Below are 20,870 nucleotides of genomic sequence, written 5' to 3'. Positions count from 1 at the left end.
GGCAATAGTTGTATTGCCTAATTTAAAAAGAATAAATATAAGTGAGTAAATTTATGAGCTTAACAAATAAATTATCTGTGCTCAGTATTGCGGTAATAACAGCAACACTGTTCGGTTGCGGGACTGAAGAGCCTGAAGGCTCAGTAGGATCTACAGGAAAGCAAGTTGTTGCAACCCCAGGATCGATTGATCGAGCCCCTTCAGTATGGTTGCGCTTTAATGATAATGCGGCTGGGGACATCATCATGCAAGATGTGTATATTCCAGCAAAAGGTTTAACACCTTATACATACTATTCGGTTCTAAATTGGAACGCAGGTATGGAAGGGGGCGGTTATGCTGGCATACAAGATCATCCCGATGGCCGTAATTTTATATTTTCTTTGTGGGACCCTTCAAATGGTGAACTTATCACTGCACCATATCAAGGTGCAGGTACTAAAGTAGAAAACTTTGGTGGCGAAGGTACAGGGTTAAAATCATGGAATTTTGAACTTGGATGGCAGCCTGATCATTGGTATACGCTGGTGGCTAAAGTTTGGCAAAAAGATGGCCATACGCAATTTGGCTATTGGTCAATGGATAAAGAAACGGGTATTTGGACACATATAGTCACCATGGATTACCCAGTTGAAAATGTCTACTTTAATAGCAATACAGGCTCGTTTGTAGAGGATTGGCTGGGGACGGGCGATCAAACCCGCACTGCATTATTTACCGCTGGTCATAAACGTCAGTTGGATGGTTCTTGGGCAGGGTTTACTAAAGCAGATTTTAATGTCATTCAAGAGGAAGCAACTGCAGCATACAATGAAAGCTATGATGCGACATCAACAAGTGAATACTATCGTATGAGCTCTGGCGGCAGTATTTCTCCTGATGAAATTGAAGCAGCAGATGTTTTATCTCGTCCTTATTCTTCTTTCTCACCGCAAAATAGCCCTTTGGCAGCAACGATTGACTCTATTGATACTCAAAGTATTCGTTGGTCAATTCAGGCAACATCTACGCCTATGTACAAATACACGGTTATCGTCAATGGTGAGGTAGTTAGTAGCGGGCAAGATTTATCAGCGCGTGAAGCAAGTTTCAGCGCGATTGCGACAGATGCTGTCGTTGAGTTACAACTTGAAAACATTCTTGGCAAAGTTACTAGTTATACAGGCACTGTAGCGGCTGGACTTACCAATAATGATGATACAGTACTTTTTGATACTGAATCAGAGCCTTTAATTAGTGGTGAAGCTATGACAATTGACGCAATGAGTAAAGGAGAAACGCGTCTGTATGAGGTCATGGCTATAGATTCTGCAAATAAACTAACCGTAGAACTAAGTGGTAATGCTGGTGATGCAGATATTTATGTCACTGCAAAAGAAGCTGCTAACCCTGATAATGCAGAATGTATCGGCTATGGTGGCACGAGCAATGAAACTTGCATCGTTGCTGTAAATGTACGTAAAGAGACGCCTTATACAATCCTTGTTGTTGCACGCTCTGATGTTGAGGGTTTGAGTTTAACTGCTACACATGATGGCGAAGAAAATGGCATGCTAAATAGTGCTAATTTTGTAGTCACGGGCAACACACCTGCACAACCGGGTAATGACTTAAAATATGCCTTTGATGGCGATGATTCAACCATGTGGCACACCTCTTGGGGTGATGATATGCAAGAGTATCCTCATGAAGTTGTTATCGATTTAGGCGAAACAGTTGATGTAAATCGCTTTGAATACACGCCACGCCAAGACGGCGGACGCAACGGAACGATTGTTAGCTTTGAAATTTATGTTTCAGAGTCGTCAGTTGATTATGGTGAAAAGGTTCATTCAGGTACCTGGGCTGATAACACTAACTTGAAATTAGAAGTCTTTGGCCCAGTAACAGGTCGATTTGTTAAATTTATCGCTTTAGAAGAGCGTGGTGGTGGTGCATGGGCTTCAGCTGCTGAGCTGCGAGTAGGCATTGATGATGGCAACGTATATGAACCTATTGATGGCTCAGGTACAGGTGATGAAGATGAACCTGTTGAAGAGCCTGCTACTGAAGCGGTCGAAGTAAATAGTACGCTTTTAGATAATACGACATTTAACTACTCATCAACATCTCCAGCACAACCAGGCAATGAGTTAGCGCTTGCTTTTGATGGCCAAGATGAAACGCATTGGCATACCAATTGGGATGATACATCCGTTGTTTATCCACATGAGGTGGTCATTGACTTAGGTGAGAATTATGCTGTCAATCGCTTTGATTATGCGCCACGAGATGGTGGCGGTAATGGTACAGTGGTGCAGTATGAGTTATATGTAAGCGAAGATGAGCAGGCTTTTGCTGACGAACCTGTATCAAGTGGCAGCTTTGCTGATAATGGCGATGTTAAAACGGTGACGTTTAATGATGTAACAGGTCGTTTTGTTAAGTTTGTTGCACTCGCAGAACGCGGTGGTAACCCTTGGGCGGCAGCAAGAGAATTAAATGTGGGAGTTAATTTAACTCAAGCAATTGACATGAGCTCCGTTTCTGCAACATCAAGCTCTGCAGCTGAGGTTGGAAATGAACTTGAGCTTGCATTCGATGGTGATATTGACACGCACTGGCACACCTCATGGAGTGACAGTTCAGTTACTTACCCACACGACGTTGTTATTGATTTAGGGCAGTCTTATGAGATTGCTCAATTTGACTACACGCCTCGCCCAGGTGGCGGTAATGGTACTGTAGTTAAATATGAAGTGTACGTAAGTGAAACAGCAACTGAATTTGGTGAGCCTGTTGCACAAGGTGAATGGGCTTCAAATGGTGATGTAAAATCAGCCATTCTTCCAGCGACAAATGGGCGTTACGTTAAATTTGTTGCTCTTGAGGAGCAAGGTGGTGGTGCTTGGGCATCTGCGGCAGAGTTCTCTGTTCGTATAAATCCATAAACTGTTTTATGAGGAGCACTATTCGTTATAACGAATAGTGCTTTTTTGTGGGAAAGAAAATGAACAATCACAGAATAAAAACGGCTGTTTTATCGCTTTTTTTGACCTCCTTGGTCGCATGTGGAAATCAGCAGTTACAGTTAGAAGATAAAAAGATAGAAACAACGATCAGTATTCCAGTGGCAGGAAACAGTTGGATTGATAAGAATGTTGAGCTGTCAGATAAGCTGATAGACAAGAGTGGTGTGACCCATTGGTTTGCTGAACAAGGCAGTTTAAGCACTTATTTTTACACATCTAAAACAGGTGAGTTAGCCGTTTCTTTGCAAACCTTTGTGAAAGACAAACCTGCAACAATTGAAGTTTCGATAGCTGGGCAAAGCAAAATTGTAACAGTAAAAAATAATCAACCAATGAGCGTACCTGTTGGTACATTTAACCTTGATGAATTAGGTTATCAAAAGTTAACCATCACGGGATTAGAGCAAGCAGAAACGCTTTTACCAGCCATAAGTGAGATTAAAATCGGCGGCGAAGTAGCTTTAGGTAAAGTTAGTTATGTTAAAGATGACTTTTACTGGGGACGTCGAGGCCCTTCGGTTCACCTGCAATACTCGTTGCCTTCTCAAACGATGAATTACCCGTGGTTTTATAGTGAAATAGAAGTGCCAAAAGGAGCCGATGCAATAGGCTCGTATTACATGGCGAATGGTTTTGATGGGGGCTATTTTGGTATACAAGTAAACTCTGATAGTGAGCGCAGAGTGTTATTCTCTATTTGGAGTCCATTTTCAACAGATGATCCTTCATTAATTCCACCTGAGTACCGAATACAGACTTTAAAGCATGGTAAAAATGTGCATGTAGGTAAATTTGGCAATGAAGGCTCTGGCGGACAAAGCTATATGCGATACGATTGGAAAGCTGACACGCGATATGGTTTTCTAACTCACATTAGGCCAGTTGAAGGAACTGAAAGTACTGATTTCACAGCATACTTTTATGATCCTATGGTTGAAAAATGGCAGTTAATTGCAAGTTTCAGGCGCCCAAAGACGAGTATATATCATCAAGGCACCTATTCATTTTTAGAGAACTTCATACCTGGGGCAGGGCAATTTGAACGTCGTGCAATTTATACAAACCAATGGGCTAAACCTGAGCGAGGGGAATGGCAAGAAGTGACCCAAGCTAAATTTACTTACGATGCCACAGCCAAAAAAAATGCGCGTTTTGACTATCAAGGCGGTACGACAGAGAAAGGGTTTTACCTAAAAAATACAGGCTTTTTTTCCGCTCCCACTCCTTATGGCAGCGAGTTTGAAAGACCCCCTACAGACATTCCTAAAATAGATCTTAAGTCTTTACCTTAGTAATAAAAGAGCCTCCAGATAGGAGGCTCTATTTATCGAGTGAATGTATTTTTTATTTCTATAATTGCATCCAGCTGACCTATAAATAAGTCGACTAATTGCGGATCAAAGTGCTTACCAGATTCAGATTTGAGAAGTTCGACAGCTTGGTCAACAGACCATGCTTTTTTATATGGCCTTGTTGAGGTTAGTGCGTCGAACACGTCGGCAATACTTACTATCCGGCCTTCAATACTAATCTCTTCACCTTTTAGTCCATAAGGGTAGCCGCTTCCATCCCATTTTTCATGGTGCTCAAGTGCCAGCTTGTGTGCTAGCTGTAATAAAGGCGAACTAGAGTTTTCTAAAATTTTCGCCCCTATTGTTGCATGTTGCTTCATATGCTCGAATTCATTTTCATCCAAGCGCCCAGGCTTCAGAAGCACGGCGTCAGGAATACCGATTTTACCAACATCATGCATCGGTGCTGCTTGTCTTAGTTGCTCAGCTTGAAATTCAGTCATTCCGTAGGCAAGTGCAAGTACTTTACTGTAACGGCTCATACGCGCAATGTGTTCACCAGTATCTGTGTCTTTGTATTCTGCTGCACGTCCTAAACGGTTTATCAAATCAATATGAGCGAGCTGTAATTGCTGTGCTTGCACTAATGATAAATGAGTTTTAACTCGTGCTCGGACAATTGCAGGGCTGATGGGTTTTGTAATGTAGTCTACCGCACCTAGCGCAAAGCCTTCTGATTCGTCTTGTTCATGTGATAAAGCTGTTACAAAAATAATCGGAATATGAGCGGTTTCTGGTGTAGATTTCAGTATTTCACAGACTTCAAAGCCATTCATATCTGGCATCATCACATCTAATAGAATTAATCTTGGCGGCTCATTCTTAATAAGTTGCAATGCAAGTTCACCTGATTTCGCAAATGATAAGCGGTAGTCATTGCCTAATACTTCACGCATTACTTTAAGGTTAGCGGGTTCATCATCTACGATAAGAATTCTTTCGCGCTCAATAAGTTCGCTCATGATTTCTCCTCACTTGCAGTTATTTCACGTTGCAATTTTTCAATCGCTTCCTGTGCAGCATTAAAATCAAAATTGTCAAAATGTTCACAAATTTCATTTATTTGCGATTTAAAAGCAGGCTGGGTGTTCGACGCCACTTGAGCCAAAAAGTCATCGTCAATTTCGGCATGTTTTGCGTGCTCTAGCAGTGTGTCTAAGGCTTTATTTAGCTCACTCGTAGGCATCATAGTAACTGATGTTTGTTCCTCTTGAGTTTTTGTTTCGGCTATTTTTGAGCGTAAAAAATGCCATTCATCTTCACATGCATGGATGAGTGAAATAAAACGAGTCCCTCTTAGTTCATTCTCTGCTTGAGAAAGTAAATGTAGCAGTTTTCCTAGCGCTAAATTCCCGGCAACGCCTTTTAAAGTGTGCAAAATTGTTTTCACCTCAGAACTATCAGTATTAAGCTCTTTTAAACGAATCATATTGGCATAATGATCAGATAAAAACGCTGCTATTTCTGAGTTTAGTTTTTCGCTACTTCCCCACATTTTCAGGCCTTTTGCATAGTTGATATGCTGCTTAGATTTATCTGGCTGTTGTTGAGATATTGTATTAACTTCTAACCCTAAAACCTTTGCTATTTCATGGTTAACTTGCTGAATATCAACGGGCTTATTAGCGAAGCCATTCATACCGGCTTGTTTTGCGGTTAATTTGTCTTGCTGTAAAACACTGGCAGTTAGGGCAATGATAGGGGTTTTTTTGAGTTGTTGTTGCTGCTCTTTTTCTCGAATCACTTTACACGCTGTAATCCCGTCGCACTCTGGCATGTGTATATCCATTAAAATTACATCAAAGCTATTTTTTTCGAAGGCGCTGATAGCCTCTAAGCCATTCTTCGCTTTTGTAACAACATGACCAGCTTGAGAAAGTAAAATATTCAGTAACTCGAGGTTTTGTTCTATATCGTCAACAACTAGAACTCTCAGAGGCGGCAGGTTTAAGATATTATTACTTAATTTATCAACTTTATTAATATCACCTTCTTTTAGAGGTAAAGAGAAAAAGAAACAACTTCCTTTGTTTTCTGTGCTCACAGCACTAATGCTGCCACCCATTAACTCTACCAGTTGCTTACTAATTGTTGTTCCTAACCCTGTGCCACCAAAACGGCGAGTCATAGTTCCATCAGCTTGCTCAAATGGCTGGAAAATTGCTTTTAGTCTATGTTTTGCGATACCAATGCCTGTATCTTGCACTTCAAAAAACAACTGGTTGTTTTGCGTTTTACTGATACTAATTGTCACAGAGCCTGTTTCAGTAAATTTAATCGCATTACCAATTAGGTTGTTTAATACTTGGCGAATACGCGAATCATCTCCAATGTATATTGGCGCAACATTTTCGGCTATTTTTAAATCGAGAAGTAAGTTTTTTCGTTTCGCTTCAAGCCAAAAGGTTGAAACGATATTATCTAGTAGAGCCTGCAAATTAAAGTGTTCAAGCGTGATATCTAATTTACCTTTTTCTAGCTTTGCGGAGTCGAGTACATCATTTAATAAATGCAATAATGACCTGGCCGAACTATTCACAGTAATTATATGCTTTTGTTGTTCTTTGCTAAGCGGGCTATCCATCAAAATATCACTAAAGCCAATTATAGCGTTCATTGGTGTGCGGATTTCATGACTCATATTCGCCATAAATGCTTGTTTGGCTTGTGCAGCGGCTTCAGCTTCTTGCTTGGCTGTCTTTAATGACTCCTCATATTCATGACGTGAGGTTATGTCGACTAGCACGCCATCTATCCATTTGTCGTTGGTATCTGGATTATGGTTAACTGTGCCTTGATCTAGTACCCAAACTGTTTGGCCATTACGGTGTTTAATTCTATATTCAACAGCGTATTGGTTAGAATTTGAGATGGCGTCGTCTAGGGCATCTGCTATGTGCTGCTCATCCTTGGAATTTATGATATCTGCAAATGCTACTTCGTTTGATGTGAACTCCTGTGCTGTGTAACCGGTTAATTCAAAGACTCGTGGGCTAATAAACAGCATCGTCCAGTTTTTATCAAGTAAACAACGAAATACAGCACCGGGTGTATTATTCATCAAGGTACGATATTGTAGTTCTTTTTCTTCTAGACTCTGTTGCAGGGCGCGTTGCTGAGTTAAATCAGTAATAAACCCTACAAATAGAGTCTCTTCACCTGGTTGTTTCACTTCTCCAAGGCCAAGACGAATAGGAAATAAATGGCCATCTTTATGTTTTGCGCAAACATCTCTGTTGATGCCAATTACTTTTTTAAGCTCATGATTGCCACTATTTAATAAGTAATCATCATGATGTGCAGCAATTTCGTCATTCATTAAAATTTTAACGTTTTGTCCGAGAACTTCCTGTTGCTGCCAGCCAAAAATAGCTTCTGCAGATTTATTAAAGCTTAAAATTTTTCCTTTAATGTTAATAGTCACAATGCCATCAATAGCTGTACTTAAAATAGCATCTAAACGAGATTCTTCGGCAGATTTCTCCACCAACAGCATACGATAGCGAACCATTCCATTGATAATGCCTACGAGTGCAGTTAATAAAACGGTGGCAAACGCGACGCAAATAGCAATAAGTTCAATATGTGATGTATCAACGTTATCGGATAAGAGGGGCGAAGTCGCAACAAAGCGAGTCGCAGCCATTCCCATGTAATGCATACCGGCAACGGCAAAACCGAGAATAATGCTGCAAATTATTCTACTTTGAAAGTTAGATAAACGCTTAAAATGGTCACTCAAATGAAAGCGAGTGTATAAGCCTATGAATGACAGGCCAACAGCGACAACAATAGATGCAGCGAACCACCAAGGGTCATAACGTAACAATGGACTCATTTGCATCGCAGCCATGCCTGTATAATGCATGGTGCCAATACCTGCACCTAATAATACAGAACTGACTAGAAGCTTTAACGTTTTTGGGATCTGGGTATTACCCTTGCGCCGAAGAAAAGAAAATGCTGTTAAACACGCGAAAAATGCCGGTACAAACGAAAAGAATGTTAAAGTCGGATCGTAGTTAATTGTTGTGCATAGTGAAAATGCCAGCATGCCAATGAAGTGCATACTCCAAATACCACCAGATAAAACCAGTGCGCCAGTACCATTGGCGAGTTGACGGTAAGAATTAAAGTTAGTTTTATTTGCAAGATCAATAAGGTGTAAAGAAAAATAAGCGGCAAAGACGGCCGTGGTAATCGACAAAAGGACTAGAGTCGGGTCGTAGGTACCGTTTATTAATAAATCTGAACTTTGATCAGTAAGAAAAAATTCTGCTAGCATAGAATAAGTTAAAGGCTGCATGTGCTTTCAGTCTAATACAATTTAAAATTTATTAAGAGTAAAAGATGTGAAATTAATGAATTTAATTATTTTATATTAGCTATAAATGCTTAGTTTTAAATTCATGTTTTTTATCCATCACTTTTTATCACTAGATACTGTTAACGCGTCATGCGTTTGACGAATACAACAACGAATAAAGCGAGTGAAAAGCTCCCACAAAATGCTTCAACTGCTGCAATAAATCGAGAGAAACCAATAGGTGTTATGTCACCGTAACCTAGAGTCGTAAAGGTAACAACACTAAAATAAATGCTATTTAGAAATGCAAATAAATTGTCTTCAATAGAGTTAGAAAAATCTAATCTTATTAGCGTATCTTGATAATTCACACCAAATAAAAAATAACAGAGTGCACAACAAATAATAAGCGACAAACTAAAACGAATGACATTCTCAGGCTTTTCGCCATAGCCGCATAACATATCGATAAAGCTTGAAGTTATTTGTTTACTTGAACCTTTAGGGTATTGCGCATGACGCATGCGCAATTCTTTATAAGTAAAGTTACCGGCAAGCTCAAATAGTCCTTGATTTTCAGAAGCTTTTCTTAAATTACGGTATATTTCTTCAGATTGTTCGAATAAGTCTCGTGCTTCTGAGTTGTGCTTATTCTTGCGGGCTTTAATGGCCGCCGTTTCTTGCAGTAATTGGTCGCCTAGCTCGATATTATCAATTCTGCTGTCGTTGAGTTTGATACCTAATAAGTTGGTATTTCTTAAGTCACAGTAATGCAAACTAGCACTGTGAAGGTTAGCTTTCATTAGTGAGGCATTAGCAATCTTATTATTAAATAAATGAGCGCCCGTTAAATTTGCTCGATAGAAGTTGCAGTACGAAAGGTTATAGCCCTCTTCATCATCCTGTTTGATTAAGTTAAGCCCAGAAAGATTTGCTCGCTTTAATTGTAACCCTTCTAGTAAGCCTCCTTTTTTGGCATAGCGTTCTAATTTTTGGGTTAGATCTAGCCCTGATTTATCAAATTTACTATCATGCCAAAAGCAAAATCCAGAGCCCATATCTGTTTCTTGGCACTTGTTACCTGTTGGTGAGGTATAACTACAACATGGTTTGTCAGGCATAAGGATGAAAACTTATTTGTGAGTCATCTTTATAGATTAGCAGCTATTTAGCAGGGTAAAATGGAATCTCTCATTTTTTTATTAATTGAATTGGCTTACTTTTGTTGGATTACACCCTAAAGCGCAGTAAACGCAGAACAACCGTGGCAATTAAAGTTGCTGAGCAGAAACTCACTGTGTATGCGCCTTTTTATGTTCCACAAACTGAAATAGATGCCTGGCTAAACACTAAGCAAGATTGGGTCGCTGAACAAATAGCAAAGCAATCTATGCAAGCTGAGCGTCGCCAATTGCCATTAGTAAACGCCACTATTAAGTTGTTTGGGCAAAACGTCCCAATAGTATTCGGCAAAGGCCCGAAAAACACTTGGCAACAAGATGCGCGGCCTCAGCTTACCTTACTAATATCATCACGTGTCAAACATCAAGAGGCTAACTACCTCGCTTTGCTTGAGCAGTTTATGCATGAAAAGCTTGAGAGCTATATCGAAATGCGAGTGCATGATTACTGCTTGCAAATGTCTGAGACGTTGCCTACAAAGCTTAAAATTCAACATTATAAACGTCGCTGGGGCAGTTGTAACAAACGCCGTGAGCTGACTTTTAATTTACATTTAGCAAGTGCGCCAACCTGGGTGATTGATTATGTAGTTGTCCATGAGCTTGCGCATCTTTTACATATGAATCATAGCGCTAAGTTTTGGCAACGTGTGAGCCAGTTTTATCCAGACTATAAAAAAGCAGAGCAATGGTTAAAAGCGAATGGGAGCAGTTTGAGTTGGTAGATTAAGTTAGCGAGAGTAAAGCTAGAAAGAATAAAGCTAGAAAGAATAAAGCTAGAAAGAGTAAAGCTAGAAAGAGTAAAGCTAGAAAGAGTAAGAGTGGTGGAGGGAGCTGGATTCGAACCAGCGAAGGCTGAGCCGTCAGATTTACAGTCTGATCCCTTTGGCCGCTCGGGAACCCCTCCACACAAATTTTTACTATTGCATTTGGCCCCACTTCACTGAGAAGAAAAGTGGTGGAGGGAGCTGGATTCGAACCAGCGAAGGCTGAGCCGTCAGATTTACAGTCTGATCCCTTTGGCCGCTCGGGAACCCCTCCAATGCAACGGCGCTGATAATAGCAAACTGATTATTTAAGTAAAGAAAAAAACTAAAGAAAAATGCATAAATGCCGATAACTGGTTAATCAAGAAACTATTTGGCTAAAGACTATGCAAATTGATGGTTTGTTGCTCACAGAGAGTCAACTCGATAATCGTCTTAATAAAAGTGTTCACGAGCACCGCTCTGGAGAGTTTGCTTTATTACTCGCAATGCTTTCTCATGATGCGCTCGATTTTAGCCAGTTCCACCTACCAAAAACTGAATTAAGCAATCCTGAAGTATCTGAGTCTGCTCTGCGTACTGAATTAGGTGCTGGTCCTACACAACCATTAGCTCCCGAACAGTTTGATATGCTAATTGGGCAAGAAAATGCATTTAGACTATTGCAAGGTGGTTTATCAGATATAAAATTACGTCATTGCTTAAATCCAGAGCCTTTGAATGTTCGTGATGATAAGCAACATGTGCCGCTAGAAGTGATTGATAACTGTGAGCCAGCAGTTAGAAAACGCTTTTATGAAAAAAACAAACCCGTTGAGCGCCCACAAATCGACGCTGCCGCATTTTATGATAGTCTTACTAATGAGGCGATACATCAACCTCTGCATTTGGCGACAGCTTAGCATTCGAGGCTTAATCGAATTGTCATAGACTATGAATAAACTTAATAAAAAGTACAGCTAAATTAAGATGCGCTTGTTATAATAGCAGTCTATGGCTTAATGCCATTGTCATTGAACCAAGTTACTAGGACTATAATGAAGAAAACATTCACGCTAAACCACGAGAAAATTAAATACCCTCGTATGGTTGATGCAGCCAAGCACGAAGTAAAAAAATACTTGAAACGTGAGCGTAATAAAACACTCCCAGCAGGTGCCGACTATTGGGCGTTTGACTGTAAGTTTGGTGAATCAGCGGATGAGGCCAATGTCGTTCACGTGGCAGAGATTAATAAATGTATTAGCGATATTGAAGCAAAAGAGCTTACATCGTTTTATGTTGAAATCTTAGCGCGTCCTGCACAGCGTCAACATCAAGAGTTTGACGAAGAGTAATACGAATATCAGTTCGCAGTAATACTCTAAAACAAAAAAGGGCCATCAGGCCCTTTTTAGTTTTAGTAATCAATTATCGCGCAAACGGATCGGCATTTATTTTTTCTATGTACCAATTGCCTTTTTTACGCATCATTTTCACACTGCGCATATCATCAATTTTCTTACCATTAAAATAACCCGTAAAAATCAAATTGATGTTGGCTTTATCGCCATACTGTTCGCGCAAGCTCATGTTAGTCATATCGACTTCAATCACCACTTCATCGTATTGCATATTGACTAAGTTGCGAGCGAACTGCCCAGCGGTACCATAAGATTTCATAATTCGCGCCATTTTCGGCGTGGCGTATTCCATCGCTTTATTTAAATCGTTTTGGTTATACAAAGCATCAAAATAGAGGGTCGCTACGTTACCAGGAGTGTTTTTTTCACCTTTTGGTGCATCTTCAGAGCCGCAACCGGAAAGAATGCTGCTACTTAAAAGGATAAAAATTAAAAGTATATTTTTCATTGTTGTAGTTTTTCGAGTGAACTTAAAATAAAGTGTGTGACTAAATGAGCATGATGTAAAGTTAACTCGGTAAAATTAATAGTTTTATTTATTTTGGATAATAAAAAAGGATGCATGTTTGCATCCTTTTTAAAAACTAAGAGATTCTTGGTGATTACTGAACAAGCTCTTTATCGCTGAACTCTTCAGCAAATAATGGGCTTGATAAGTAACGCTCAGTTGCACTTGGTAAAATTACCACAATGTTTTTGTCTGCGTTTTCAGGTTTTTCAGCAAGGCGCTTTGCAGCAACTACTGCGGCACCTGAAGAAATACCCACTAAAATGCCTTCGTTTTTCATCAGTTCATGAGCCATGGCAATGGCATCTTCATTTGATACTTGCTCTGCAGCATCTACAACTTCTAAATCAAGGTTGCCTGGGATAAAGCCTGCACCGATACCTTGGATTTTATGAGGGCCCGGTTTAATTTCTTCACCAGCTAAAGTTTGGCTAATAACTGGCGAGTTAGTTGGTTCAACAGCAACCGATTGTACATTTAAGCCTTTCTCTAGTTTAAGGTAACGGCTAACACCTGTAATAGTACCACCAGTACCAACACCTGCTACGAAAATGTCGATTTTTCCGTCCATTGCTTCAAAGATTTCAGGACCTGTTGTTTCAAAGTGAATTTTTGGGTTAGCTGGGTTTTCGAACTGTTGTAAAAGAATGTACTTTTCAGGCTCACTTGCTTGAATTTCTTTTGCTTTTTGAATTGCGCCATTCATGCCTTTAGCGCCATCAGTTAAAACTAGGTTAGCACCTAACGCTTTTAATAATTTACGACGCTCAAGGCTCATTGTGTTAGGCATAGTTAGAGTTAGTTTGTAGCCACGAGAAGCCGCTACAAATGCTAGTGCAATACCTGTGTTGCCTGAAGTCGGCTCGATTAACTCTTTGTCTTTAGTTAAGACACCTGACTTTTCTGCTTCCCAGATCATTGAAGCACCAATACGGCATTTAACACTGAAGCTTGGGTTACGTGATTCTACTTTAGCAAAAACATTACCTGATGTTACGCGGTTAAGCTTTACAATTGGTGTATTACCAATCGTTAATGAATTATCTTCAAAAATGTTAGACATACTGTTCCCTTGGAAGCAATTTATTCAATCGTGATCAATGAGCTTAGGCTATTGATCTGTAATAGTCACACTTTACTGTGGTGAATAAAAAACGAAAGTAAAGTTTGGCTATAACATATAGCGAATAGGCTTAGATACCCAAACCATCTCAAGGTGCGAGTTTCAGTTGGAATTAATATAGTTTAGGAACAAGCAAGCAAAGTAAGGGGAGGGCGCACCAAAAGGTGCGCTAATAGGGTCTTAAAGCAGCCAAGCGTAGCTAAACTTGGCAAATAACGTACGCTGCTCTTTAGTCATTGATGACAGCTCATCATCTTGATAGCCATTATCAGAGTAACCAGCAAAGAATACAGTTTGCGGGTTCAGCTTGTAAGAATACAGTAGCTGAGTGGCTAACTTTTTATATTGGCTATCAACATCATCTATGTAATTAGCCTGATTGCGTTCTAAATCGGTATAAATGACTGCAAGGCGTAAAAAGCTATTCACGTTGAATTGGTAAGTTAAACGCACATCACTTAAATTGGCGGTAAATACTTCACTGCCATCGGCTTCAAGTTGCTCATAAGTATGACGTAAACGCACTTCAAAATGCTTACCAAGGTTCATATTCAGCACAGGGCGTATATGGAACTTATCACCAACGCGGTTATTAGCTAAATCAACGGCATTACCTGTGTACATATATAAAGAAGCAAATATCCCAGCGGTGGGTTTAAAGTCACTGTACAAGCCAACGCCATTTTCGCTAAACAAGTCGGTGTTGCCGTCGATATCTAAACGTGATTTGTCGTGGCGAAGGCCAGTGCGATTACGATGCTCAACAGAGACCTCAAAAAAGCTTTGTAACGGGCCGCTGACTGAAAAGCTGGTTTGTGCTTCTTTTTCGAGAAGTTCATTATTTTCGTTGTGAGTAATATCCCAATCAGCATATAGGTTAGCGCGATTCCACCAATTGCCTTTATCGCCATACCAGCGGTATTCGCCACCAGTCGTAAACTTTTTAAAATCAACTTGTGAGATAAAGCCTAAGTCAGCTCTCAAATCAGCATCGCGGTAATTATAATCGGCAAATGCGCGCCAGTACTTCTCGTCGTGTTGATACTTAATGTAGTAACCAGTACCTGATTGCTGTTCTTTACTTAAAACACGAAGTACACCTTCGTTGTAGTCGCAGTCACTATTTAATTCACAACTCACTTGCTCTGGCTGTGAGCAGTTATCCCCATCACATAATTCGTCGATAAAATCTTGGCTGTATTGCGTTTGTGACTTTAATACTTGCACTAAGAACACATCGTTTACTGTTGGTTTGTATTTACTATCCAAACTATATACTGTGTTTTTATAGTCATCACTTTGTCTGTGTGTTGCCGTTGACCCAAGTGATAAGCCTGATTCAAAATCGTAGCGATAACGCAGGGCACCGTTTTCACTTTTCTCGTCAAGGGCAACAAGAGATGAGCCTAAATTGCCCGGGATCAACACATTGGTTTGTGTATCATTGGCAATGAAGCCGGCAAATGTATGGCCATTTTTACTGCCGGTGATTTTCGTGCCGTAATCTGGCTGGGCAATATTACGGGTATGAATAAGGTTAAGTGTTGAGGCAAAGTAGTCAGCGTTATCTAAAAAGAAGGCACGCTTTTCTGGGAAGAATAAACTGAAATTATTGTTCACACTCAATTGTGCTACATCCGCTTCAACCTGAGAAAAATCAGGATTAATCGTCGCATTTAAGGTGATATCTGGGGTGATCCCCCATTTAACATCGAGGCTGGCTTCAGTATTGTTTTCTGTTTCCCAATCAGCCACTTGTGCGCCATCAATATCACGTGTCTCATTTTTGCCAAGCACCACAGATGGAATAATCGCCACGTTATTGCCTTGCTTTGCTTGTTCAAAGCCTTGGTAACTTGGCATTTGGCAAATCCAACAGTTGTTACCATGGTCAATTTGCATATTTGAGATACGTAACCGCTCACTGCGCGGTAAAAAGCGTAAAAACTCCATCGCCATAGTCTTACTTGCTACGCTGTCGTCAAAATTCAATACGCGTAATGGAATGGCAACTTCAACTGTGTAGCCTTTATCATGAATAACACCGACGCTATCCCAAATACCGTCCCATGATGAGCTTTCTTGCTTGGTTAGTTCATTTTCTATTGAATCTTGTTGTACGCCAAGTGGGTTAATAAAAAATTGATAAGCTAATTGAGAGTTATTGTATGAATCTATTTTTAGCCCGACTAGGTCATCATCCCAGGCTGCGTCACGGTCACGGTAAAAAGCACGAATAAGTTCTGGGTTTGGATCATTCGCTTCAAAGCCAATAAAAAGTGTTTCGCCATCCTCATAAACATAAGCGTGGGTGGTAACTGGGCTTTTACTGTTTTCGTAAGGCCAAGTAACGTTGTCTATGGTAATTTTTTTGGCACGTTGCCAACTTGGCTCATTGAGCTGGCCGTCGATTGTTGCTTGCTCCGCAATAAAAGGGAGGGTGACAGGTTGGCTGGTGGCCAAGGTAGTAAAAGGCACGCTCAATAGAGCGGCACTTAACATTGATTTATACATAAGCACTATACGGGTATTCAAAACTGCGAGCATGTTATTAATTTGCAACTTTGTTAACAAATGCAACGCGACAGGGCGCATATATTTACGTTCAAATTAGATTCTAACAAGCTGTGGTGGTAATTTGCGCAGTTAAACGTTAATTTGGCTGTTTTATAACAAAAGTAAACTAAAACGTGGTAAAAGATTACCACCTAAAAATTGAAGTGATCGTTATGAATTTAATTCTAAAATTAATTGCTGGTATTGTTGCCGGTATTTTAGTGGGCTTATATGTGCCACTAACAGGTGTTGAACTCCTTTACACAGTAAAAGAAATAATAGGTCAGTTGATCACCTTTACCATCCCGTTAATTATTTTATTTTTTATCGCATCAGGTATTGCTGGTTTACCAAAAGGGTCAGGCCACTTGTTAGGAAAAACAGTTGGCTTTGCATATGGTTCAACCGTTATTGCTGGAACCTTAGCTTTTTTACTTGTCAGCGCTATGATCCCATTGTTTGATGGCGGTTTAACGTTTGAAGCAGAAGTTGCTACCGAAGTGGGCAGCTTTATTGATTTAGAAATCCCACCTCTTATGAGTGTAATGACAGCACTTGCTGCGGCATTCATTTTTGGTATTGGTATGAGCCAGTTACAGCTTGATACGTTAAAGAAAGTATCTGATCAGGGCCGTGATGTGATTGATGGCTTGTTAGCAAAAGTAATTATTCCTGCGTTACCTTTCTACATTGCAGGTGTTTTCGCGGAAATGACAGTTGCTGGCACCGTGGTTGATACGCTGCAAACATTTGGTATTGTTTTGCTAGCTGCATTAATTATGCATTGGCTATGGCTTACTGTTTTATATGTATCTACAGGCCTTTTACTAAAGCGTAATCCTTTAGAGCTTGTAAAAAATATGCTACCCGCTTATTTTACTGCTTTAGGTACAATGTCGAGTGCAGCAACAATTCCAGTTTCACTTCGCTCAAGCAAAGCAAATAACGTAAAAGAAGATGTTGCTAACTTTACAGTACCTTTATGTGCAACTATCCATTTATCGGGCTCAACAATTACGATTGTGACATGTGCAATGGCTGTCATGTTCTTATCACCGAATATGGATGTACCATCGTTATTTGGTATGTTGCCATTTATTATGATGCTAGGCGTTGTAATGATTGCTGCTCCTGGCGCACCAGGTGGGGCAGTTATGTCGGCATTGGGTCTTTTAACAAGTATGCTTGGTTTTAATGAAGGTGCAGTTGCATTAATGATTGCACTTTATTTAGCACAAGATAGCTTTGGTACTGCCTGTAATGTAACAGGTGATGGTATCATTGCCCTATGGGTTGATCGTTTCAGCGAGAAAGCATCAGCTTAAATTTAATTAGTGAAACGATATTTTGATTTATCGTTTCACTTTTTCTGTGCTAATGTGGCACATTAAATTGTGCGAAAGCAGCTATTTGGTTATTTGAGGGTGTTCCATTGATTAATGTACTTTTAGTTGATGACCATGAACTTGTACGGACAGGGATCAGACGTATACTTGATGATGTTCGCGGTTTTAAAGTGGTGGGTGAAGCTAAAACCGGTGAAGAAGCGGTGCAATTTTGCCGTCAACATTCACCAGATATCGTGTTGATGGACATGAATATGCCAGGTATTGGCGGTTTAGAAGCGACAAAGAAAATCTGTCGTTATTGCCCAGATGTAAAAATTATTGTGCTTACTGTGCATTGTGAAGACCCATTCCCAAGTAAAGTAATGCAAATCGGTGCACACGGTTATCTGACTAAAGGTGCCGGTTCTGATGAAATGGTTAACGCCATTCGTGCAGTGAATGCAGGACAACGTTATATTGCGCCTGAAATTGCGCAGCAAATTGCGCTTGCCCAGGTAAGTGGGCGGACAGATGAAAACCCTTTCCAGAGTTTGTCCGAGCGTGAGCTGCAAATCATGCTGATGATCACTAAAGGTGAGAAAGCGCAAGACATCGCAGAGCGTTTGAACCTCAGTTCAAAAACGGTGAATAGCTATCGCTATCGCATGTTTGAAAAGCTAAATGTAGGGGGGGATGTTGAACTTACCCATTTAGCAATTCGTCATAAAATGATCGACATTGATAGCTCGCATTAATTTGCTCAATGTCTGATTTCGAACCAGCCCGTTTTTTAAAAACACTATCAAGTGAGCCCGGTGTCTACCGAATGCTTGATAGTGAAGGGCAAGTTATCTATGTCGGTAAGGCAAAAAATCTAAAAAAGCGTGTCAGTAGTTACTTCCGTAGCAATGTAACTGATAGTAAAACGCGTGTCTTAGTCAGTAATATTTGCGGTATTGAAGTCACCCTGACTAACACCGAAACCGAAGCCTTATTACTCGAAAACAATCTAATAAAAAAATATCAACCTCGTTATAATATTTTGCTGCGAGATGATAAGTCATATCCATATATTCTGTTAACAGATCATAAGCACCCGCGACTTGCTTTTCATCGTGGTAGCAGAAAAATTAAAGGCGAATATTTTGGTCCATTCCCAAGTGCGGGAGCGGTTTCTGAAAGTTTGCGTTTAATGCAAAAAATTTTTCCGGTTCGCCAATGTGAAGATGCCTATTATCGAGCGAGAAGCCGTCCCTGTTTACAATATCAGTTAAAACGCTGTTCAGCACCGTGTGTAAATAAAATCTCCGATGAAGAATATCAACAAGAAGTTGATTTTGTTCGCAAGTTTTTGCTGGGTAAATCTCATGAAGTCATTGCCGATTTAGTCACTAAAATGGAGCAAGCAAGTAAAGAACTTAAATTTGAGCTTGCGGCCAAAGTGCGTGACCAAATCATGTTGCTTCGAAAAATGCAGGAGCAACAATCTATTTCAGGTAATCATGCCGAAATGGATGTAGTGGGTTTTGCGCATTTAAATGGTTTAAATGCGGTTCACTTATTAATGATCCGCGACCACAAAGTGCTAGGCAGTAAAACTTATTTCCCTAAAGTACCAAAAGACTCCGGTGAAGAAGAAATTCTAACCTCGTTTTTAGGTCAATATTATTTAGCACCCGGTGCAACGGGGCGTATTGCCAAAGAAATTATCTTACCGTTCAGTATTGAAGAAAGTGAGCCATTAAGTGAAGCGCTTACGGCTATCTCTGAACGTAAAGTGGGTTTAAAAGTTGCTAGTCGCGGTGAGCGGGCACAGTATTTAAAGCTTGCTAATAAAAATGCCCTTAATAGCATTAGTGTTAAGCAAAGTACCCAAGACTCCATTAATAAACGTTACGCACAATTAAAAGAAACATTACGTCTAGATGATATTAATCGCATGGAATGTTTTGATATCAGCCATACAATGGGTGAAAACACGGTAGCAAGTTGTGTGGTGTTTGATTCGCAAGGGCCAAATAATAAAGAATATCGCCGATTTAATGTTACTGGCATCACAGGTGGTGATGATTATGCTGCGATGGAATTTGCACTTAATAAACGCTACAACAAAGTTGTCGATGAAGAAAAAATTCCAGATGTCATCTTTATCGATGGTGGTAAAGGTCAATTATCTCGTGCTGAGCAATATTTTGAAAACTGGCCGCATAATAAAATGCCATTGTTGGTAGGTGTTGCAAAAGGTACTAGTCGAAAACCAGGTTTAGAAACGCTATTAATTGATGGCGGACGTAAAACAATACCACTTGATTCAGATGCGCCAGCGCTGCATTTAATTCAGCATATTCGTGATGAGTCGCACCGTTTTGCTATTGCAGGGCATCGTAATAAACGACAAAAACAACGCACACAATCATTGTTAGAAGAAATTACCGGCGTAGGACAAAAACGCCGACAAGCATTATTAAAATATTTAGGGGGCATGCAAGGGGTAAAAGCTGCTAATATAGACCAATTAAAACAAGTTCCTGGGATCAGCCCTGAAATGGCTGAAAAGATATTTAATCATTTGCATGACAAGGCTTAGCCTTCGTGCGAATATAGTAAAAAAAGACATCTCCAAGTAGTTATGTGGAATATTCCAAACACACTCACAACCTTTAGACTTTTTCTTATCCCCATTTTTTTGGTGATATTTTATTTGCCTTTCTCATGGGCGTTTTTCGCAGCTGCATTTGTTTTCTGGCTTGCGTCAATCACAGATATCCTTGATGGCTATCTAGCGCGTCGTTTAAATCAGTCAACGCCTTTTGGTGCGTTCTTAGATCCGGTTGCCGACAAAGTAATGGTATGTGCAGCACTGGTTGCATTATCAAGCCACTACCAAAGCTTGTATATGACTATTCCGGCATTAGTGATTATTAGCCGTGAAATTGTTATCTCTGCCTTACGCGAATGGATGGCAGAGCAGGGTAAACGTGACAACGTAGCTGTATCAAACATGGGTAAGTTTAAAACTGCGGCACAAATGCTAGCCATTATTGGTTTGATCTGGCAGTTTGATACATGGATGATCTACTTAAGTTATGGCCTTTTGTACGTCGCAACATTGTTAACGCTTAGTTCTATGTTGCAGTATTTAATAGCGGCATGGTCAGAATTGACCAAAAATTGATCCTAAACGTTTAATTACACACCGTTTTAGATAAAAAATAAGCAAACAGTTCAAAACTAGCATTTTTTATATTGACGCGTTTAATAATCTCTGTAGAATGCGTCCGTGTTGAGAGGGCATAGCCCCCAAGATAAAGAAAGCGGCACTAGCTCAGTTGGTA

At 40.1% G+C, this 20,870-nt stretch carries 15 protein-coding genes and 2 tRNA genes; 9 read left to right on the top strand and 8 right to left on the bottom strand.

Annotated features, from left to right (window positions below):
• Positions 1–53 precede the first annotated feature (53 nt).
• Positions 54–2,930, top strand: a complete 2,877-nt coding sequence (locus CWC02_RS12925; RefSeq protein ID WP_138618605.1) for a discoidin domain-containing protein — start codon at positions 54–56, stop codon at positions 2,928–2,930.
• A 59-nt stretch (positions 2,931–2,989) separates the two neighbouring features.
• Positions 2,990–4,303: a DUF3472 domain-containing protein gene (locus CWC02_RS12920; protein WP_138618603.1), complete on the top strand. Its 1,314-nt coding sequence runs from the start codon at positions 2,990–2,992 to the stop codon at positions 4,301–4,303.
• Positions 4,304–4,335: 32 nt separating this feature from the next.
• On the opposite strand, the gene CWC02_RS12915 is transcribed toward CWC02_RS12920, so the two are convergent.
• The 3 genes from CWC02_RS12915 to CWC02_RS12905 form a co-directional block, all read right to left on the bottom strand.
• Complete coding sequence (locus tag CWC02_RS12915; RefSeq protein WP_054553654.1) at positions 4,336–5,325, bottom strand: response regulator; 990 nt, start codon at positions 5,323–5,325, stop codon at positions 4,336–4,338.
• Positions 5,322–8,648 (bottom strand): MHYT domain-containing protein, encoded by a 3,327-nt coding sequence (locus CWC02_RS12910; protein WP_138618631.1) that lies wholly within the window; start codon positions 8,646–8,648, stop codon positions 5,322–5,324. Before CWC02_RS12910 ends, CWC02_RS12915 begins: the two co-directional genes overlap by 4 nt.
• 161 nt (positions 8,649–8,809) lie before the next feature.
• The gene (locus CWC02_RS12905) at positions 8,810–9,790 is read right to left on the bottom strand and encodes an ion channel (protein ID WP_054553653.1); all 981 of its coding nucleotides are present in this window, start codon (positions 9,788–9,790) and stop codon (positions 8,810–8,812) included.
• Positions 9,791–9,894: 104 nt separating this feature from the next.
• On the opposite strand from CWC02_RS12905, the gene CWC02_RS12900 reads away from it, so the two are divergent.
• Positions 9,895–10,575, top strand: coding sequence for a M48 family metallopeptidase (locus CWC02_RS12900; RefSeq protein ID WP_054553652.1), 681 nt, complete (start codon positions 9,895–9,897; stop codon positions 10,573–10,575).
• Between the two features lie 97 nt (positions 10,576–10,672).
• On the opposite strand, the gene CWC02_RS12895 is transcribed toward CWC02_RS12900, so the two are convergent.
• Together CWC02_RS12895 and CWC02_RS12890 are read right to left on the bottom strand one after the other, a co-directional pair.
• A tRNA-Tyr gene (locus CWC02_RS12895) sits at positions 10,673–10,757 on the bottom strand.
• 49 nt (positions 10,758–10,806) lie between these two features.
• A tRNA-Tyr gene (locus CWC02_RS12890) sits at positions 10,807–10,891 on the bottom strand.
• Positions 10,892–11,003: 112 nt separating this feature from the next.
• Between CWC02_RS12890 and CWC02_RS12885 the strand changes: the two genes are divergently transcribed.
• Positions 11,004–11,519 carry a VC2046/SO_2500 family protein gene (locus CWC02_RS12885; protein WP_054553651.1) on the top strand — a complete coding sequence of 172 codons (516 nt, stop codon included), beginning with the start codon at positions 11,004–11,006 and terminating at the stop codon, positions 11,517–11,519.
• Positions 11,520–11,654: 135 nt separating this feature from the next.
• Positions 11,655–11,954, top strand: coding sequence for a DUF6172 family protein (locus CWC02_RS12880; RefSeq protein ID WP_054553650.1), 300 nt, complete (start codon positions 11,655–11,657; stop codon positions 11,952–11,954).
• Positions 11,955–12,027: 73 nt separating this feature from the next.
• Here the strand turns inward: CWC02_RS12880 and CWC02_RS12875 are convergent, their stop codons facing one another.
• From CWC02_RS12875 to CWC02_RS12865, 3 genes are all read right to left on the bottom strand, one after another.
• The gene (locus tag CWC02_RS12875; protein WP_138618601.1) at positions 12,028–12,468 is read right to left on the bottom strand and encodes a hypothetical protein; all 441 of its coding nucleotides are present in this window, start codon (positions 12,466–12,468) and stop codon (positions 12,028–12,030) included.
• Between the two features lie 154 nt (positions 12,469–12,622).
• Complete coding sequence (gene cysK, locus CWC02_RS12870; protein WP_054553648.1) at positions 12,623–13,591, bottom strand: cysteine synthase A; 969 nt, start codon at positions 13,589–13,591, stop codon at positions 12,623–12,625.
• A gap of 240 nt (positions 13,592–13,831) precedes the next feature.
• A complete protein-coding gene (locus tag CWC02_RS12865; RefSeq protein ID WP_138618599.1) occupies positions 13,832–16,165 on the bottom strand; it encodes a carbohydrate binding family 9 domain-containing protein in 2,334 nt (777 codons plus the stop codon).
• 215 nt (positions 16,166–16,380) lie between these two features.
• On the opposite strand from CWC02_RS12865, the gene CWC02_RS12860 reads away from it, so the two are divergent.
• The 4 genes from CWC02_RS12860 to pgsA all read left to right on the top strand — a co-directional run bounded on the left by CWC02_RS12860 (position 16,381) and on the right by pgsA (position 20,710).
• Positions 16,381–17,532 (top strand): dicarboxylate/amino acid:cation symporter, encoded by a 1,152-nt coding sequence (locus CWC02_RS12860; protein ID WP_054553767.1) that lies wholly within the window; start codon positions 16,381–16,383, stop codon positions 17,530–17,532.
• A 107-nt stretch (positions 17,533–17,639) separates the two neighbouring features.
• Positions 17,640–18,290 carry a UvrY/SirA/GacA family response regulator transcription factor gene (gene uvrY, locus CWC02_RS12855; protein ID WP_054553647.1) on the top strand — a complete coding sequence of 217 codons (651 nt, stop codon included), beginning with the start codon at positions 17,640–17,642 and terminating at the stop codon, positions 18,288–18,290.
• An 8-nt stretch (positions 18,291–18,298) separates the two neighbouring features.
• Entirely contained in the window at positions 18,299–20,122 is a 1,824-nt protein-coding gene (gene uvrC / locus CWC02_RS12850) for an excinuclease ABC subunit UvrC (RefSeq protein ID WP_138618597.1), read from the top strand.
• Positions 20,123–20,164: 42 nt separating this feature from the next.
• On the top strand, positions 20,165–20,710 hold the full coding sequence (gene pgsA / locus CWC02_RS12845) for a CDP-diacylglycerol--glycerol-3-phosphate 3-phosphatidyltransferase (RefSeq protein ID WP_054553645.1): 546 nt from the start codon (positions 20,165–20,167) through the stop codon (positions 20,708–20,710).
• The last annotated feature ends 160 nt before the right edge of the window (positions 20,711–20,870 follow it).

The organism is Pseudoalteromonas sp. S2721 (genome assembly GCF_005887425.1).
GTDB lineage: Bacteria > Pseudomonadota > Gammaproteobacteria > Enterobacterales > Alteromonadaceae > Pseudoalteromonas > Pseudoalteromonas simplex.
Note: the sequence above shows the minus strand (reverse complement) of the source record. Positions and strands in the feature narration are given on the sequence as shown.

What these genes read in the sequence shown, in the direction of transcription:
- CWC02_RS12925 (WP_138618605.1), top strand. Translation starts at nt 54, where the DNA reads ATGAGCTTAACAAATAAATTATCTGTGCTCAGTATTGCGGTAATAACA.
- CWC02_RS12920 (WP_138618603.1), top strand. Translation starts at nt 2,990, where the DNA reads ATGAACAATCACAGAATAAAAACGGCTGTTTTATCGCTTTTTTTGACC.
- CWC02_RS12915 (WP_054553654.1), bottom strand. Translation starts at nt 5,325, where the DNA reads ATGAGCGAACTTATTGAGCGCGAAAGAATTCTTATCGTAGATGATGAA.
- CWC02_RS12910 (WP_138618631.1), bottom strand. Translation starts at nt 8,648, where the DNA reads ATGCTAGCAGAATTTTTTCTTACTGATCAAAGTTCAGATTTATTAATA.
- CWC02_RS12905 (WP_054553653.1), bottom strand. Translation starts at nt 9,790, where the DNA reads ATGCCTGACAAACCATGTTGTAGTTATACCTCACCAACAGGTAACAAG.
- CWC02_RS12885 (WP_054553651.1), top strand. Translation starts at nt 11,004, where the DNA reads ATGCAAATTGATGGTTTGTTGCTCACAGAGAGTCAACTCGATAATCGT.
- CWC02_RS12880 (WP_054553650.1), top strand. Translation starts at nt 11,655, where the DNA reads ATGAAGAAAACATTCACGCTAAACCACGAGAAAATTAAATACCCTCGT.
- CWC02_RS12875 (WP_138618601.1), bottom strand. Translation starts at nt 12,468, where the DNA reads ATGAAAAATATACTTTTAATTTTTATCCTTTTAAGTAGCAGCATTCTT.
- cysK (WP_054553648.1), bottom strand. Translation starts at nt 13,591, where the DNA reads ATGTCTAACATTTTTGAAGATAATTCATTAACGATTGGTAATACACCA.
- CWC02_RS12865 (WP_138618599.1), bottom strand. Translation starts at nt 16,165, where the DNA reads ATGTATAAATCAATGTTAAGTGCCGCTCTATTGAGCGTGCCTTTTACT.
- CWC02_RS12860 (WP_054553767.1), top strand. Translation starts at nt 16,381, where the DNA reads ATGAATTTAATTCTAAAATTAATTGCTGGTATTGTTGCCGGTATTTTA.
- uvrC (WP_138618597.1), top strand. Translation starts at nt 18,299, where the DNA reads ATGTCTGATTTCGAACCAGCCCGTTTTTTAAAAACACTATCAAGTGAG.
- pgsA (WP_054553645.1), top strand. Translation starts at nt 20,165, where the DNA reads ATGTGGAATATTCCAAACACACTCACAACCTTTAGACTTTTTCTTATC.